Source organism: Saccharopolyspora spinosa NRRL 18395, from assembly GCF_000194155.1.
Taxonomy (GTDB): domain Bacteria; phylum Actinomycetota; class Actinomycetes; order Mycobacteriales; family Pseudonocardiaceae; genus Saccharopolyspora; species Saccharopolyspora spinosa.
On record NZ_GL877878.1, the window covers coordinates 2,192,934 to 2,207,891 of the forward strand.

Below are 14,958 nucleotides of genomic sequence, written 5' to 3' on the forward strand. Positions count from 1 at the left end.
TAGCCGCGGGGTCGAGGGCCGGAAATCGGCGAGCCGGCGTTCTTGTCGGCGGGTGCGGCCTCGAAGACGGGACATCACCTTCCCGCGTCGTTCCCTGATGGCAACAGAGCAGAGCTGGGAGGAAAACGGAGGTTTTCGCTGCTCGCAACGTAAGCCGATGGCCCCCAGCTACCGGTGGGGGCCATCAGCTTTTCAGTGGTCCAGCTCGCCATGCTTGATCTTTGTGACGAAGCCGGTCCAGATCTCGGGTGCGACGGCGAGCGTGCCGCCGTTGCGGTTCTTGGTGTCCCGGACTCCTACGACGTTGCTTGTCAAGGCAACCTCAACGCACTGTCCTTGTCCGCCGCTGCGGGACGAGACGCGCCATGCAGCGCGCGTTAACTCCTCCACGTCGTGCTCCTAGCGTGTGTCTCTCACAGGTCATGCGCCAGGTTAGCGATGAGGTGGGAGGTCTCTTCCGGAGACAACGCGAGGCTGCAGATGCGGTCGAAGACGTCGATGTACCGCGCTCGGTCCGCCGGACGTTCCAGCCAGAGGGCGCCTCGTTCGTTCTCGATGTAGACGGCGTCCATGTCGTAGCCCTCAGGGAACTTGAACAGCGTGAACGGCGCAGTCATCGCCGGATGCGGGCCAGCGGAGAACGGTAGTACCCGGAGCGTGACGTTCTCGCGCTCGCCGGCAGCCACGAGGTATTCCAGCTGTTCCTTCCATACCTCGACATCGCCGACCGGCCGGCGCAGTACCGCTTCGTTGAGCACGACCTTCAGGACCGGCGGATTCGGTGTCCGCAGCTGCTGCTGACGCGCTTGACGCAGGTCTGCTGATCGCTGGAGTTCGTCGTCGGAGATTTGCGGCCAGTACGTCCGGACGATGGCCTGTGCATAACGCGGCGTCTGCAGCAGCCCGTCGATCAGCTCGGCCGTGTAGGTGCGCAGCTCCTCTGCGTCTGCCTCAAGGCCGAGGAAGGTTTCGAACCACTCCGGGATCGTGTCGCTGTAGCTGGCCCACCAGCCACGTTCGTTCGACTCACGTGCGAGCCGGATGTAGGTGTCGGATTCAGGCGCGCCGATATCGAACAGCTGCATCAGCAAGCGCACATGGCTTGGCTTGATCGCCTGTTTGCCGAGCTCGATCTTGCTGAGGTTCGACGTGGTGGTGTCCAGCCAGTCAGCGGCGCCTTTCAGCGTGATCTTGCGATTCTCCCGCTCTCGCCGAAGCGCCTTCCCAAGCTGCCTACGCCGGATTGTCGGGCTTGGTGTGTTCGCCATCCGCACCTCCACGTGATCACTGACGCGACAAGTCTGCCTGCTGGTCGATGTCGTGCCTACATGTTCCCCCTGCCGGACGATGTCGTCACGACATCAACTGAGATAGCTTGATGTCGCCAGTTGATGTCGTGAAGATATTGCTGGCGCCTGCCCTGCCGCTCTCTCACAGGTCAAGGCGGCAGGGCAGGTCACGACATGGAAAGCGTGGAAGGTGCAGCGGAATGTTGGTGCTGATCGGGGCCGCCGTGGCTGTGTGGTCGCTGGCCTGCAGCGCGGCCATGGCCAGCTGGTGGGCCGACCACCGAGCACGGCCGGCAAGTCGGCGCCGCCAAATCCGACGTGAGGAGACGGCGTGCTGACCGAGGCATACGCGCTCTGGATTGTGCCGCCGGCGGAGAAAGTCCGGCATGCGACGAGGCCCCGTCCCGGCGCCTGGATTCAAGGGGATGTCGTGCAGGTCCTTTGCGAGAAGAAGGTCAAGGCGCCGTTCGCCACGCCCTACGGAAAGACCCCACGCAGCAACGGAATCGACGAGCGCTGCCCCGAATGTCTGCAGGCACTGGTGGACGAAACCTCGCGGAACTGGGACGCCTGATCATGGCTGCCGTCGTCACGTCAGACACGGTCACCGTGTACGCCATGGAGCTGCGCGGCATGCCGACCTGGCACTTCGTTCCCGAGCGGAATCCGTTGACCTGCGTGCTGGGCGGCGAGCCGGTGGTGGTTGCTCTCTGCGGAGAACTCAGCCGCCACCTCATCGGCGAACCCGCACCAGACCTGGACCTGTGTCCCCACTGCCGAAACCTCTACGAGCTCGGCTACCGCTAACCCATGAACTTGGCGCTCCCCCTGCCCAGGACAACGACGTCCTTGGGTAAGCGCCGAGACCGGTGGCCAGGTGCGCGCTACCCCCGACACTCCCGACGCACCTGGCCACCACCCCCTTCGAGGAGAAGCCAATGGACATCACCGAAGAGGAACGCGTCGAGCGGAAGCGCTGCCGCTGGACCGCCTACGCACTACAGAACCACCTCATCCCGGTGGACCAGGACGAGCCCGAATCATCGACGGTCGTGGCACTGTGCGGCCTGATCGGAATCCCAGTCGATGCACCGGTGCGGGACGGCTCATTGCCCAAGTGTGCTTGGTGTGCCTACGCGGAGCTCGACGGAACAGTCGAGACTGAAGGTTAAGGAGAGCACGCGACTTCGTTCAAGACGGCGTTGGCGCCGCCGCTGACCGCATCGGCACAGAGCATGCCAGCTCCGGCCACTCGTCTGAACAGGGTACTTCTTCACAGCCGTGGTCACTTTAAATTGTGGGTGACGTCGGTTGCGGCCTTCATTAGTGCTGCACGGTTAGCATCAGCCCCAAGGCCAACTGTAGTGTCGTTCGGTGAAACTCCCGTTGCCTCGTAGCGGATCTCGACGGTGATGTTTCCCTGCCGGAAGTTGATTTTTCCGTATCTATCGTCGAACTGGCCGTATGCTTCATCGCCAATACCGTCAAGCGTCCCCTTTCCCGCCATGCCCGAACTGTTTCGCAGCGTAGAAAAGGTGGTCTGGGCGGTTCTTACGCCGCTGCCTTCCGCCAAGCCTTCAACGGATTTGTGTAGATATAACTGGACTGAAAGGCCGCGCCGGTACGGGACGACGCCTTGCGCTGACGGTTCCGGCTTGTCGTCGGCCTGGTAGCTCCACCCACACGTGTCCGTCGTTCCGGCGATCGGGGCAATGTTCTTCTCGCCATTAGCCCCGCCGACAATCTCCTGTATTGCTTGTGGACTGACCACGGTGCATGCATCCGGTATGTTAGAAAATGGGTCCGGCTCCGTCGACTGACCTGAGCATGAAACCAGCAGAGGGGCAGTAATTAAGGCCGCACCGAGAGTAAATTTTGACCTGGTCTGCATGATGTCAGCTCCTCTTCCGGACGCCCCAGCCCTCGGCGTCAACAGACGATGACGGGATCGTTTCCGGAATCTTGAGATCGACGATCTCCTGCTTAAGATCCTGGCCGGCTCGCCGATACTCGGCGATCGCTGTCTGCGCCCGCGCGATCGCATCGCCCGCGATCCTGATGAATTCAGCGATAGCGTTGGCTATTGGCTCGGCGACTCCTATGATCGTCTCCTTGATATTAGCGATTACTCCGCCCGCAGCCTGGACAATCACTGCGGCACAGTTGATAATCGCAGTTACGGCCGCGTTGTAGACGTCCATCATGGTGGCCGCGATATCCTGGAGATGCTCGGACATACTTCCGAAGATTTCCCCGGCAGCGTTGAAAACCTTTTCAAGGTGATCGACGTAAACCCCGAAACTGTCAAAAGCTGAACCCGTCCAGTATGCCTTGAGGTCAGCCCTTGCGTTCGTAATTGAACTTACGGCGTCGTTGATCGAGTCCTTCGCATCAACCCCCCAGGCGTCTACGCGCGGCGCGATGTTCTCCGGATGGCCAAAAATGTCACGGATGGTTTTAATCATCTGAGCCACGGCGCTTACGCCTAGTTTTTGTCCGTATTCTATAACTTTCTTCGCTTCCTCTTCAGGAAACGGAAATAGTGGCCCGGCGGGTAGGGTCACGATGCGCCTTTCGTTCAGTCGCCGACGGCGAAACTTAGATGCCTTCTCTCATGTAGCCGAATTTTTCGTAGTACTCGGCATCGCGGCTTTCGTACTCATCAGCCACCGTCTTGAGGCTCTCGGCGGCCTTCTCAAGAACTTCCTGGCCTTCCTTTAGGCGCTCCAACGCATCGGCAACTGCCAAGTTGTGATTCCTGGTCGCTCCGGATGGCCCGCCGAGAAGACCAAGGTCCGAATCGTCCAGCTCCATTCCAAACAGTGCTCGGTGTGCCCTGCCCCACGCGTCGGCGGCTTCGTACAGGAAAGTGACGTTCTTGCGTAGGGCCTGTGGGACAACGGTGTAATCGCTCATCAGATCAGAGCCAGCCCTTCGGTTCCTCGGGTTCACGAAGCTGACGTGCCTGCTCCTCACCCTGCTGTAGAGCTCTCGTGACGACCGCTGCAAGGTGCCGCCCGTTGGCGTAGCGAAGCTCTTCAGTGTTCAGCCGCACGTCGGCAAGCTGTCCGTATGCGGTCAGCACGAGCTGTCCCAGATCGTCTTCTAGGTCGATCACGACCTGTTGCCCGCCCAGCTCCTGGGCCTGCTCCACCGCCCGGTTGTAGCGCTCCTGTGCTCGGGCCAGCTCTTCAGCGATGCGTTCTGATGCGTACTTTGGCACGGTCTTTCACCTCCCAAAGCCTGGAAGGGCCTCGATCATCTTCGCGTTGGAGTCATCGACCGCCTGCGCGCGTGCAGAATTGATCGCCTCCAGGATCTTTCCCCCCAAAGCCGATGGGTGACTGGAGTGAAGTTCGGCATCAGGGATCGACAGATCCTGAACCGCTCCAAGCCCGTTCACCCGCGCGACCACAGCTTGATCCGCCGACGAGCCCGTGTAGGCGGTTGCTGCGGCTTCATCCCGCAGCGCCTGCACGGTGTTCATCTTCTTGTCCAGCTCCGCCAACATCGCCTCGATGTCGGGAAGATCTGACACAACGACCTCCAGTTTCCTGCCAACTCCGGGACGGCGACTACGAGTCGGTGTCCTCGTCGAGTACCTCGCGGACTTCCGCATCCGCGTCACCAATTACCGGCGGCGCGACAGCATGGCCCGTGTTCGGGTCGATCTCGCCGCTGAAACCGAAGTGCTCGTCGGTGTTTCGGATGTACTTGCGCTCGTGCTCCTGGTCTTCTTCGCTCCGTCCGCGTTGGCCTGGTCCGGCCGCGCCGCCGAACGCGCCTGCCCCGCTGCGCCCGCCACCCGAACCAGTGCCTGAGCTTCCAGCAGTGGAGGAGCTGCCCAAACCAAGACCGCCGCGCCCGCCAACACCAGGACCACCACGGGTACCAACACCAGAGCCACCGCGGCCGACTTGACCGCCGCCGACGCCACGACCAGTTCCGGAGCCCGGTGTCCCTCCGGTTCCAGGAACGATGCCGACCCCGATACCTCCGGCTAGCGGCACGTTGGTTCCTGTGCTCGGCGGTGGGACGGTCCCCGGTATCGGGAGAGCGTGGTTTGCCCAAGCCGAACCGGATTCAGCCGGTGCACTCGGCTGTTCGGGCTGCACGGAACCGGGTTCATTGCCGGGCGGAGTGTGCGCTGTGCTGTCGCCGCGCGGAGTTCGCGTCCCAGAGGCCGCCGTCGATGAACCAGTGCCGGAGTAGCTGGTGCTCGGGTCCACCGCGTTCGGGCGCTGTGTTTCGGCGACGCGGACATCCGAAACGGATGTGGGCACAGCCGGATACGGCTGTAGAGACTGGACGGTACTGTTGGACGAAGTCCGGTACGCGGTGTAATCCTCGCGCGCTTTCTGCTCGGCCTCGTTGTGCTTGGCCTCGTGGATTTCCTGGCCGGCCAGCTTCATTCCGAGGTTGGTCGGTGCCAGGTCGCTGAATCCGAGATCCAGCGGCGGCACGTTGTGAGGCTGTGGCATCGTGTTCTTCGTGCGGCTGAAGTGCTCGCTCTGGCCCTCCACGCCCGTGGCCAGCGTTGACGACAGCTCTTCGGACTGCTGCACGACATTGCGGAACGGCGAGGACTCCTGCGTCATCGCCTCCGACGCACTACCGGTCCACGACTTGTTGCAGCGGCCGATCGCTCCTTGGACAATCTCGTCAACGCGCCGCAGGCGCGCAGTGAACTGGCCGGACAGGTTGCCCGCAGCGATCGACAGCGGCAAAACCCCCACACCACCGTTAAGTTCCCGGTGGATCTTCGGGTGATCGAACGCGGCCTGCGCCTGCCCTTCGATCTTCTTCGGTTGGCTGAACGGCCACACAGTCTTACCCCCTCAGTTCTTGGCTGGAAGATTCGACAGCACCATGCTCGCCACCCGCTTCGCCACGGCACACGTGTCCCGGTGCTCTGGTCGATCGCTTTCAGTCGCGTCGACGTCAACGACGAAAGTGTCTTGTGGTGTCGCTGAGACGTAGATGCCGCAGCTGGTGCTCAACGGTTGCGTTGTCACCATGGGGTATCCGTCGACCTGTTCGTCCGGAGCTTCCTTACGGACGCTGCGCAACGCGCTCTTCAACCCGTGATCCATCGTCGTCGACGGGCTGAGCTTCACGCGAAGCACGCGGTTATCCCAGGTACATGTGTCCTGACCCCAAGGCGAGGGGCGGTGGCTTGGTTCGCCTCCTGTGCCCAGCTGGTTCAACTGCTCGCTTGTAAGGAGCTGGCACGGATCTGCGACTGCGTCGAGGTTCTTCGGGTTCGAGACCGCTGGCATGGCCGGGTCAGAGGGCGGCGGAGGGGACGCAGTACCGGGATCGCCTTGCGACGGACCTCCAGAAGTGCAGCCCGCAGCCGCGAATGCAACTGCAATGAGGATGACCAGACCAGTCTTTGTTCGTTTCATGACTTCTGAATCTCGTTTTCTTGGTCGATACGCTCGTACTCGCGTTGTGCGGCCTCGATCTTGTCGCGGAAGTCCTTCACCCAGCGGGCCATGTCGTCAACGGTTTGCAGTGCAGAGCCAGGGCCTGTCGTCAGGTGCTCAATGATCTTGTTAGTCGTATCGACACTGACTTCGTCATCACCCGGAGGCAGGATGTCTCGGAAGGCGTTCGCGTCTTCGCGTGCAAGCTTGAGTTCTTCGAGCGCGGCATCGAGATCTGCTTTGACGGCGTTGAGCTCTTCAGGTGCCACTTCGAAACCGCTTGCTGCTGTTCCGGCGCCGGCGGCCATGATCAGGGGGATCTGGAACATCCCCGTCATGGGGTTCAGGGCGACTGCTTGGGCAATTTGGGCTTGTGCCGCCGGGTCATTCGGTGCGGTCATGGCTCCCCTCTCGTGTGGCTCAGTGGCGAAGTCCGGCGGTGATCGTCGCTGTCCGGTCGCGTCATCGCCGTAGTTTCTGAATGAGCTCGGAAAGTGTGCGTGCCACCCGTGGCGGGTCGGCTGGTGCGGTGACGAGAAATTCGCCGCGCAGGTACTGCAGGTAAGAACCCTGGGTGGTGCCGGTGAGAAGCACGACGCTGTCGGGAGTCTGCAGCTTGCCGCGACTGTTGCGGACCGCGATCGAGAATTCCCCGTCGTGGACGCGTTCTCCGGAAACCATGCGGGCGTACTCGCGAGCGTCGTCACTGCGTACCTTGCGGGCGCGTAGTTCGCGGATCGTCGCCCTGACCTGCTCTTGACCCTTGTGTTCGGCGGCTGCCTTGCTGGCTGCTTCGGCGTCTTCCAGCCGGATGCTTACTGCCGACCCGGGTGCGGGAGTGATCTCTGGCCAGAGACCCACCAGAGCGCTGTATGCCGAGATCGGCCACACGGGATCAATACGGACCTTGCGGCCCTCAACCCGGGTCCGGACGGCCTGATCATCGGAGATCGACACCAGCCCGCGGACGTGTTTGCCGCGCTTCGGCGCGAATCGCGTGTCGGCCTCGGTCGAAGCATGCGCCAACAGTCGCATGGTATCGGCGACCCACCCAACCGCTTCGCCGGCGCGGTTGATCCATCCGCGCGCTCGCGCCTTGCCCTGGGCTTTTTCCCATTCGGCGACGTGATTGTCGGGTTCTCCGAGGTCGGGGAAGTACTGCAGCAGTCGAGGGGGCGAGACCAGGCGTTCCTCGCCGTTCCCCTGTTGTGCGAGTCCTGCGCCGTACCAGAGTGGCCCGAACAGGCTCCACCGTGGGCGAGTCGAACGTCAACCTCTCTCTAAGCGGACAATCTCACTCAAATGGTCCAACCACCAGGTCTCCTTTTGTGCGCCGGCCACGGTTTATGCAGGGAGCCGAAGCCACCGGCCGTAGTACGCCGACACCGCCGGCCCCCACAGCGCGTCATGGCGCGTGCCGGCAACCCGATCAGCCCACGAGGCAAGGGATGCGGGTGCCCCGGCTGGTGTGTGTCCGCCGTGTCGACGATTGTCCCGTGACCACGACCAGCACGCGCGACCCTCCCACCCGCGTGTGGGCGTCGCGGCCAGGATTCGAACCTGCGACACCCGCTTCAGGAGATAGGGCGGGGGCCTGGATGGACGGCCGCTGAGCGGCACACGCATAGTGGCCGTCATGTCTGCGGATAACCGCTGTTGACCCTTGCTTATTGCACGCTGATCGCACGACCTCCGCTGCGCTACATTGGCTAGCCCTTGTTCGGCGCAGCCTCCGCAACGTCGTAAAGGAGGACCGGAAGCGGTGCGGCAGCGAGCACCAAGACCAGCGGCACCAAGCCCGGCAGGCTCGGCGCTAGTCGGACGTCTGCCGCTGGAAGCTGCTGCTGTTGGCCGGGCGACGAAGGGCCGACCAAGTCGTCGGCTGGATTCCGGACGGTAGCGATCCCCGCTGTGGTGATCCCCGAGTTGCGTCAGCACCTGGGGCGCTGGGTCGATGCCGATCCGGCCGCGCTGTTGTTCCTGGGGAAGCCGGGTGGTCGACTCCGGCGGGGCAACTTCCGGCGCGCGGTAAAGTGGGACGACGCGAAGGAGGCCACGTGGCTCCCCGATGATTTCCACTTTCACGACCTCCGGCACACCGGTGATCACCTCGCGTCGTCGGCAGGCACCAGTACGCGGAGCTGATGCACCGGATGGCCACGCCAGCGAGCGTGCGGCACTGATCTACCTGCACGCCACCAATGAGCGTGATCGTGAGATAGCGCAGGGCATGAACAAGCTTATCGAAAAGGGCCGTCAGGGGCGCCGGACGCTGTGAGAATGGTCGCCGAAAAACAATAATTAATTTTCCGATAGTCTCTCAGTAAGAAAAAAGGTCGGGCCAGCGTCTGATCTTTATCTCCGCATGCAGTGGAAGAAATGAGCAACACTTTTTATATATTTCCAACAGTCCGGCGTTATTTAGTTTTGTTTTGAGTGTTCTTGCGAGTGGAATCAGATGTAATACGTCACTGCTGGCGTAGGCGACCTGGGCTTCGGTGAGGTTGGAGGTTGTCCAATCGCTCATGCGCTCGGTCTTATCAATGTTGACGCCAAGTTCGTCTCTTAGTAGATACTGGAGGCTATGCCTATCTTGACGAGCATCTGGCTTCAGCATTTTGGATGCTACCTTGGTGCATTCAATGCTAGTCGGCGTTAATGACCACTTGTTAATCATGAACCTGAGGTCGAATGGCGCATGGTGAAAGATCTTTACAACATTCTCGTTCTCTAGTAGCTTACATAGGTTATCTGGTCGATTTTGTCCAATCTGGATAACTGTGGTCCCCGCCTCGGGCGAGTGCAGCTGACAGGTCCCAATACGGTCGCTATCCCAGTCGAGTCCTGTAGTCTCTATGTCGCATGCTACATGGCTTGATGCTGCATAGAACTCAAGAAGTGGGAAATCAATGTCCTTTGTTGCTAGGCGTGTCTGAGTCATATCGCCTCCTTTGAAGGTTTCTCCAAGGTATCGCTGCTAACTGGGAAAACCCTACGACTTTGACGGTGGATCGAGTCGAACTCCTGCACCAGGAAGTCGTACAACGAGCCGCCCTGCTGACAAACGACGGTAGGCACTCCTGTTCTCCTCTTTTGATGCGAGTACAGGGTGAGGACGGCAACTGATCCGAATCTATAGCAACTGAAAAGCGCATCTCCTTTTCGGAAGAAAATCTCCAAGCTTCCGTCTTTGGATGCAGGAAGAGCGGAAAATTCCTCTTTCGCTTCATTGATGTGGTTGATCAGTTTTTCGTGTGTGTAATTGAATCTTGTGGCTAGGGTGTTTACTGTGTGCTGATCGTCAGGGTCCGGCAAGAAGACGCGAATCTTGACGCCCTTTTTTCTGGCCAAATTTTCTAGGTTTGTCAAATTTGATTGCCGCCAGGTACTGCCATAAGCAAGGAAAACGTCAAATCGATCAACTCCTTTGAAAAGTTCGTCCCAGTCTGGCTCGCGGAGGTAGTTAGTTCCGATGTGGGAAACGGCAGCCAGGTCCATGTCGGATGCATACTTCGATGTTTCTAGAATCTCTCTTCGGAACGATCTTTTTCCTATTAATTCCCATATTGCCACGAGAGCTACTGACGCAATCAGTGTTCCGGCCACATTATTGGCAACCCCTTGGATCCCGGGTCTTTTTATTGCCCATTCCAAGTTGTTTGCAATGATTAGTATCAATATTCCTAGTATTAATGCCCCAATGGCGATTAGCCATGTTTGCAGCGTGGTAACCGTGCGGCTGGGGTGTGGGCGCTGAGTGCTGATGGTCTCCTCCAGTGTTCATGTGGGCGACAGTACTTTTCCTTACTGACAAGGACGCCAGTTGGACTCGAACTCCCAGTTGATACGCGCCTATCTTGTCGCATCGCGTGACTGGAGGATCACTGACCCCCGGTGTCGGCTGCCAGGAGTAAGGGACCACCTCAGAGCCGGTTTTGCCAGGAGCATGGGACCACCTGTTTGCCACTGATGGGACCGTCTGGGCTGGTGGTTTGCCAGTTATGGGACCGCCCGGCGTGGTTGTCGGCTGCCAGGAGTAAGGGACCACCTCAGAGCCGGTTTTGCCAGGAGCATGGGACCACCTGTTTGCCACTGATGGGACCGTCTGGGCTGGTGGTTTGCCAGTTATGGGACCGCCCGGCGTGGCTGCGGGGTTTCCGGTCGCTCGGCCGCTCGTATTGGCGGAATGAGCTACCGGGAGGTTTCGGTGATCGAGATCAGGGAGATGCTCCGGCTGTGGCTGGAGGGTCGAGGTCTGCGGGAGGTGGCCCGGTTGTCGGGCACCGATCGCAAGACCGTGCGCCGGTATGTGGAGAGGGCGCAATCGTGCGGGGTGGACCGTGAGGGTGGTGCCGGTCAGTTGACCGATGAGCTGCTGACGGCGGTGATCGCCGGCGTCCGCAGGAAGCGTCCGAACGGCAAGAGCCAGGCGTGGGAGACCATCGCGGCGCAGTCCGGGCAGATCACGGCGTGGCTGGATCAGGGGTTGACCCTGACGAAGATCCACATTCTGCTCGGGCGCCGTGGTGTGGTGGTGTCGTATCGGACGTTGAACCGTTACGCGAGAACGGAGTTGGGGTTCGGGAAGCGGCGCGTGACGGTGCGGGTGGCCGATTGCGAACCCGGTAGCGAAGTGCAGGTCGACTTCGGTCGGCTCGGCCTGCTGACCGATGCCGAGGGGCGCGGCCGGGTGGTGAAGGGGCTGATCTTCACCGCGGTGTATTCGCGGCACATGTTCGTCTATCCAACCCATCGGGAGACCCTCGGCGAGGTGATCGCCGGGTTCGAGGCGGCGTGGACGTTCTTCGGCGGCGTGTTCGCCGTGGTGATCCCGGACAACATGAAGGCCATCGTCGACCGTGCGAACGCGACCGAGCCGAGGTTGAACGACTCGTTCCGTGAATATGCCGAATCTCGCGGGTTCGTGGTGGATCCGGCCCGGATCCGCAGCCCGCAGGACAAGCCGAGGGTCGAGCGCTGCGTTCCCTACGCGAGGTCGAACTTCTTTGCCGGAGAACAATTCCGGGACCTCGATGATTGCCGCGAACGGGCGGCACGGTGGTGTCGGGAGGTCGCGGGGATGCGGGTGCACGGCACCACCCGGCTACACCCGGCCGAGGTGTTCGCCACGGACGAGCATCCGAAGCTGAAACCGTTGCCGGACACCGAGTTCGACATCCCGGCCTGGGCCCACCCCAAGGTCGCCCCTGATCGCCACGTCCAGCTGAACCGGGCTCTCTACAGCGTTCCCGGTGATCTGGTCGGGCAGCGGCTGACCGCCCGCGTCGACACGAGGACGGTGAAGCTCTACTGGCGAGGCGAGCTGATCAAGGTCCACCCCGTCGTCGAGCCCGGCCGCCGGCACACCGATCCCGCGGACCTGCCCGCCGAGCTGACCGCTTATGCGACCCGCGACCTGGAAGCGTTGCAGCGCAAGGCATCCGTCCACGGCCCGCACATCGGCGCCTACGCGGCGGCAGTGCTGGAACACCCCTTGCCCTGGACCAAGATGCGGCAGGTCTACCGGCTGCTCGGCCTCATCCGCCGACACAACGCCGAGGCCGTCGACGAAGCCTGCCGCCGCGCCCTGGAAGCCGAAGCGGTCAACGTCGGCCTGATCGACCGCATGCTCACCCGCGGCCTCACCGAGGCGCCTCCGGCCACCACACCGCAGCCCGGCACGGCATCGCGATTTGTCCGTGATACCGGCGACTTCGCGGTCCGGAGGAGCTCATGAACACGGCCCGCCGCGCCCAGGGCGCGAACGCGAAACCGATCGAGCCGTCCGCGGAGCTCAAGGCGCTCCTGCGCAGGCTCAAGCTCGGGCGGCTGCTGGACACCCTGCCCGAACGGCTCGCGCTGGCACGGCAGAACCACCTGCCGCACCACGACTTCCTCGAACTCCTGCTCGCCGACGAAGTCAACCGCCGAGACCGCCAAGCCATCGCTCAGCGCGCCCGCAAGGCCCACCTCGACCCAGAGATGATCCTCGAAGCCTGGGACGAGAACACCCCGGCCGTCTTCGACCGGGAACTATGGGCCGAGCTGACCTCACTGCGGTTCCTCACCGACGCGCACAACGTGCTGATCATGGGGCCGGTGGGCGTCGGGAAAACGTTCCTGGCCCACGCGCTCGGACACATCGCGGTGCGCCGCAAGCACACCGTGCACCACGAACGCGCCGACAAGCTGTTCAAACGGCTTAAGGCCGCCCGGCTGGATAACTCCTACGACGAGGAAATGCGCAAGCTGCACCGAGTCGACCTGCTGATCATCGACGACCTCGCACTGAAACGACTCGAGGCGACCGAGACCAGCGACTTCTACGAACTCATCGTCGAGCGCCACCGCAGCGCCTCCACCATGATCACCAGCAACCGCGAGCCACCGGAGATCCTGACGATGATGGCCGACCCGCTACTCGCCCAATCCGCCATCGACCGGCTCCAGTCGGCTGCCTACGAACTCGTCGTCGAGGGCGAGTCCTACCGGCAGAGGCAGAAGCCACAGATCGGCACACCAGCCAGCTCGGATTGACCAACAGCCCGGTCGTCGGACACCATCAGCACACGGCCCGCGACCGGACGCAACCCGGTCCCATGCTCATGGCAAACCGGTGGTCCCTTCAGGCTGGCAGGCGACAGGTTGTCCTCGCAGGTTGTCCTCGCAGGTTGTCCTCGCAGGTTGTCCTCGCAGGTTGTCCTCGCAGGTTGTCCTCGCAGGTTGTCCTCGCAGGTTGTCCTCGCAGGTTGTCCTCGCAGGTTGTCCTCGCTGAAGTAGCCCGTGTCGAACAGGGCCGTGCCGATGTTCTCAGGGGTGTCGCGGTGGGTGTCGAGCCGCTCGGCGGTGGCCTGGGTGCCGCCGCCCGAGGCTTGCGGCGCCAGCGCTTGCGCCGTGGCCGCGGCGATGACCGCAGCGGATGCGGCGCGGCTGCACGAAGACCGGACTTCGTTCGCCTCACCTCGCGGAATCGGTGAACGAAAGGTGCGAGCCGCGCGGCGACCCGAAAACTTACTGGCGAGTAAACTCGGCGTCAACGCGACCACGTTTCCCCATAATTCACACGGGCACCGACCGCCACGGCAAGTCGACCGCATGTCGCGCACAACCACCGATCAGGCGAATGACGTTGTGGCAAAATGGTTTCGGCAAGCCCGGGCCGCCCGAGATCGCAATCCGGCGTGATCGCCGGCCTGCCGTTGGTGGTAGTTGCACGCTCACCCGGAGCAACGGCCGCAGTCTGCTGTGCACGCCCGTCCGAACGCCGACCCGGTGCACCCGTTCCGACCAGAGTTGTCAGCGGGGATCCCGGATCGACACGATGATTCCCATGCGCCTTGGACTGAGCCTTCCACAGTTCGGCCCCTTCTCTGATCCGACCCTGGTGCCGACGATGGCCGCCGAAGCCGAAGCGCTCGGCTTCGAAAGTCTCTGGGCGGGCGAACGCGTGCACGCCGCCACCGCCCCGAGCACGCCGTACCCGGGCGGCACCATGCCCGAGCAGTTCCGCAGCGGCCTCGACCCGCTGCTGGTACTGGCACTCGCGGCGAACGCCACCACGCGCCCGCGGCTGGGCACCAGCACGCTCAGCGCCCCGCTGCACCCGCCGATCCACCTCGCCCGAAGCTTCGCCGGGCTCGACCGGCTCAGCCGCGGCAGGGTCATCGCCGGGTTCGGGCTGAGCTGGTCGCGCGACGAGTACGACGCGGTCGCGGTGCCTTGGCGGGAGCGCGGCGCACGGCTGGACGAGACCCTGGACGTGTTGGCAAGCCTCTGGGCGGCCGACCCGGTGCGGCACAGCGGCAAGTTCTGGACCATCAGCCCCGGCGACTTCCAGCCCAAGCCAGTGCAGCAGCACCTGCCGATCTACCTGGGCGGGCTCTCCCCTGCGGCGTTCCGGCGCATCGGTCGCCGCGCGGACGGCTGGCTGGGCGTGGCGCTGCCGGTGCAGGCGCTGCGGGGCGCGCTCACGAGCATCGCCGACCAGGCGCGGGAAGCCGGGCGCGGACCGATCGCCACTGCCCTGCGCATCAACCCCGTGGTCCAGGCAATCCCGACGGCGACGCCGGGCACCGGCCCGGTCGAGCAGCTCGTCGGCTACCTGCGCGAGGTGGCCGAACTGGGCGTCGCCGACGCGTTCGTCGACCTGCAGTTCACCACCTCGACCCCGGCCGAGCTCCTGGACCTCGCCGCCCGGATCCGGAACTCCTTCAACACCTGACGACCCGCACCCCGGGAGA

The 14,958-nt window shown here is 62.7% G+C and carries 20 protein-coding genes; 7 read left to right on the forward strand and 13 right to left on the reverse strand.

All coding sequences use genetic code 11. The features are described 5' to 3' along the window. Positions 1-192 precede the first annotated feature (192 nt). Together SSPN_RS0110940 and SSPN_RS0110945 are read right to left on the reverse strand one after the other, a co-directional pair. The gene (locus SSPN_RS0110940) at positions 193-390 is read right to left on the reverse strand and encodes a DUF397 domain-containing protein (RefSeq protein ID WP_029535205.1); all 198 of its coding nucleotides are present in this window, start codon (positions 388-390) and stop codon (positions 193-195) included. Positions 391-413: 23 nt separating this feature from the next. Continuing rightward, on the reverse strand, positions 414-1,280 hold the full coding sequence (locus tag SSPN_RS0110945) for a helix-turn-helix domain-containing protein (protein WP_237710510.1): 867 nt from the start codon (positions 1,278-1,280) through the stop codon (positions 414-416). 340 nt (positions 1,281-1,620) lie between these two features. Between SSPN_RS0110945 and SSPN_RS0110950 the strand changes: the two genes are divergently transcribed. From SSPN_RS0110950 to SSPN_RS0110960, 3 genes are all read left to right on the forward strand, one after another. Then, a complete protein-coding gene (locus SSPN_RS0110950) occupies positions 1,621-1,863 on the forward strand; it encodes a hypothetical protein (RefSeq protein ID WP_010694430.1) in 243 nt (80 codons plus the stop codon). A gap of 2 nt (positions 1,864-1,865) precedes the next feature. Further along, positions 1,866-2,096 (forward strand): hypothetical protein, encoded by a 231-nt coding sequence (locus SSPN_RS0110955; RefSeq protein ID WP_010694431.1) that lies wholly within the window; start codon positions 1,866-1,868, stop codon positions 2,094-2,096. Positions 2,097-2,227: 131 nt separating this feature from the next. Beyond that, a complete protein-coding gene (locus SSPN_RS0110960) occupies positions 2,228-2,461 on the forward strand; it encodes a hypothetical protein (protein WP_010694432.1) in 234 nt (77 codons plus the stop codon). 113 nt (positions 2,462-2,574) lie between these two features. On the opposite strand, the gene SSPN_RS54550 is transcribed toward SSPN_RS0110960, so the two are convergent. From SSPN_RS54550 to SSPN_RS0111000, 9 genes are all read right to left on the reverse strand, one after another. Then, the gene (locus SSPN_RS54550) at positions 2,575-3,180 is read right to left on the reverse strand and encodes a hypothetical protein (RefSeq protein WP_143539474.1); all 606 of its coding nucleotides are present in this window, start codon (positions 3,178-3,180) and stop codon (positions 2,575-2,577) included. A gap of 4 nt (positions 3,181-3,184) precedes the next feature. Then, positions 3,185-3,853 (reverse strand): WXG100 family type VII secretion target, encoded by a 669-nt coding sequence (locus SSPN_RS0110965; RefSeq protein WP_083821666.1) that lies wholly within the window; start codon positions 3,851-3,853, stop codon positions 3,185-3,187. 34 nt (positions 3,854-3,887) lie between these two features. Then, positions 3,888-4,205 carry a hypothetical protein gene (locus SSPN_RS0110970; protein WP_010694436.1) on the reverse strand — a complete coding sequence of 106 codons (318 nt, stop codon included), beginning with the start codon at positions 4,203-4,205 and terminating at the stop codon, positions 3,888-3,890. Between the two features lie 4 nt (positions 4,206-4,209). Beyond that, on the reverse strand, positions 4,210-4,512 hold the full coding sequence (locus tag SSPN_RS0110975) for a hypothetical protein (RefSeq protein WP_010694437.1): 303 nt from the start codon (positions 4,510-4,512) through the stop codon (positions 4,210-4,212). Between the two features lie 6 nt (positions 4,513-4,518). After that, positions 4,519-4,827, reverse strand: coding sequence for a YbaB/EbfC family nucleoid-associated protein (locus SSPN_RS43385; protein ID WP_010694438.1), 309 nt, complete (start codon positions 4,825-4,827; stop codon positions 4,519-4,521). Between the two features lie 37 nt (positions 4,828-4,864). After that, positions 4,865-6,115 (reverse strand): PPE domain-containing protein, encoded by a 1,251-nt coding sequence (locus SSPN_RS0110985; RefSeq protein ID WP_010694439.1) that lies wholly within the window; start codon positions 6,113-6,115, stop codon positions 4,865-4,867. A gap of 12 nt (positions 6,116-6,127) precedes the next feature. Then, positions 6,128-6,697, reverse strand: coding sequence for a DUF3558 domain-containing protein (locus SSPN_RS50775; protein ID WP_083821667.1), 570 nt, complete (start codon positions 6,695-6,697; stop codon positions 6,128-6,130). Beyond that, a complete protein-coding gene (locus SSPN_RS0110995; RefSeq protein WP_029535207.1) occupies positions 6,694-7,119 on the reverse strand; it encodes a PE domain-containing protein in 426 nt (141 codons plus the stop codon). The genes SSPN_RS50775 and SSPN_RS0110995 overlap by 4 nt, the downstream gene beginning before the upstream one ends. A gap of 61 nt (positions 7,120-7,180) precedes the next feature. Continuing rightward, positions 7,181-7,963: an ESX secretion-associated protein EspG gene (locus SSPN_RS0111000; RefSeq protein WP_083821669.1), complete on the reverse strand. Its 783-nt coding sequence runs from the start codon at positions 7,961-7,963 to the stop codon at positions 7,181-7,183. An 823-nt stretch (positions 7,964-8,786) separates the two neighbouring features. On the opposite strand from SSPN_RS0111000, the gene SSPN_RS54555 reads away from it, so the two are divergent. Then, positions 8,787-8,996, forward strand: coding sequence for a hypothetical protein (locus SSPN_RS54555; protein WP_101376403.1), 210 nt, complete (start codon positions 8,787-8,789; stop codon positions 8,994-8,996). 42 nt (positions 8,997-9,038) lie between these two features. On the opposite strand, the gene SSPN_RS50780 is transcribed toward SSPN_RS54555, so the two are convergent. Both SSPN_RS50780 and SSPN_RS54560 read right to left on the reverse strand, forming a co-directional pair. Next, the gene (locus SSPN_RS50780; protein ID WP_010694450.1) at positions 9,039-9,659 is read right to left on the reverse strand and encodes a ribonuclease D; all 621 of its coding nucleotides are present in this window, start codon (positions 9,657-9,659) and stop codon (positions 9,039-9,041) included. Continuing rightward, positions 9,656-10,324 (reverse strand): Rossmann-fold NAD(P)-binding domain-containing protein, encoded by a 669-nt coding sequence (locus SSPN_RS54560; RefSeq protein WP_143539473.1) that lies wholly within the window; start codon positions 10,322-10,324, stop codon positions 9,656-9,658. The genes SSPN_RS50780 and SSPN_RS54560 overlap by 4 nt, the downstream gene beginning before the upstream one ends. Positions 10,325-10,925: 601 nt before the next feature. Here SSPN_RS54560 and istA point away from each other — a divergent pair. The 3 genes from istA to SSPN_RS0111025 all read left to right on the forward strand — a co-directional run bounded on the left by istA (position 10,926) and on the right by SSPN_RS0111025 (position 14,939). Next, positions 10,926-12,455: an IS21 family transposase gene (istA, locus tag SSPN_RS0111015; protein ID WP_202798806.1), complete on the forward strand. Its 1,530-nt coding sequence runs from the start codon at positions 10,926-10,928 to the stop codon at positions 12,453-12,455. Further along, on the forward strand, positions 12,452-13,255 hold the full coding sequence (gene istB / locus SSPN_RS0111020; protein ID WP_010694453.1) for an IS21-like element helper ATPase IstB: 804 nt from the start codon (positions 12,452-12,454) through the stop codon (positions 13,253-13,255). The genes istA and istB overlap by 4 nt, the downstream gene beginning before the upstream one ends. A gap of 856 nt (positions 13,256-14,111) precedes the next feature. After that, positions 14,112-14,939, forward strand: a complete 828-nt coding sequence (locus tag SSPN_RS0111025; protein WP_237710511.1) for a TIGR03619 family F420-dependent LLM class oxidoreductase — start codon at positions 14,112-14,114, stop codon at positions 14,937-14,939. Positions 14,940-14,958: the final 19 nt, after the last annotated feature.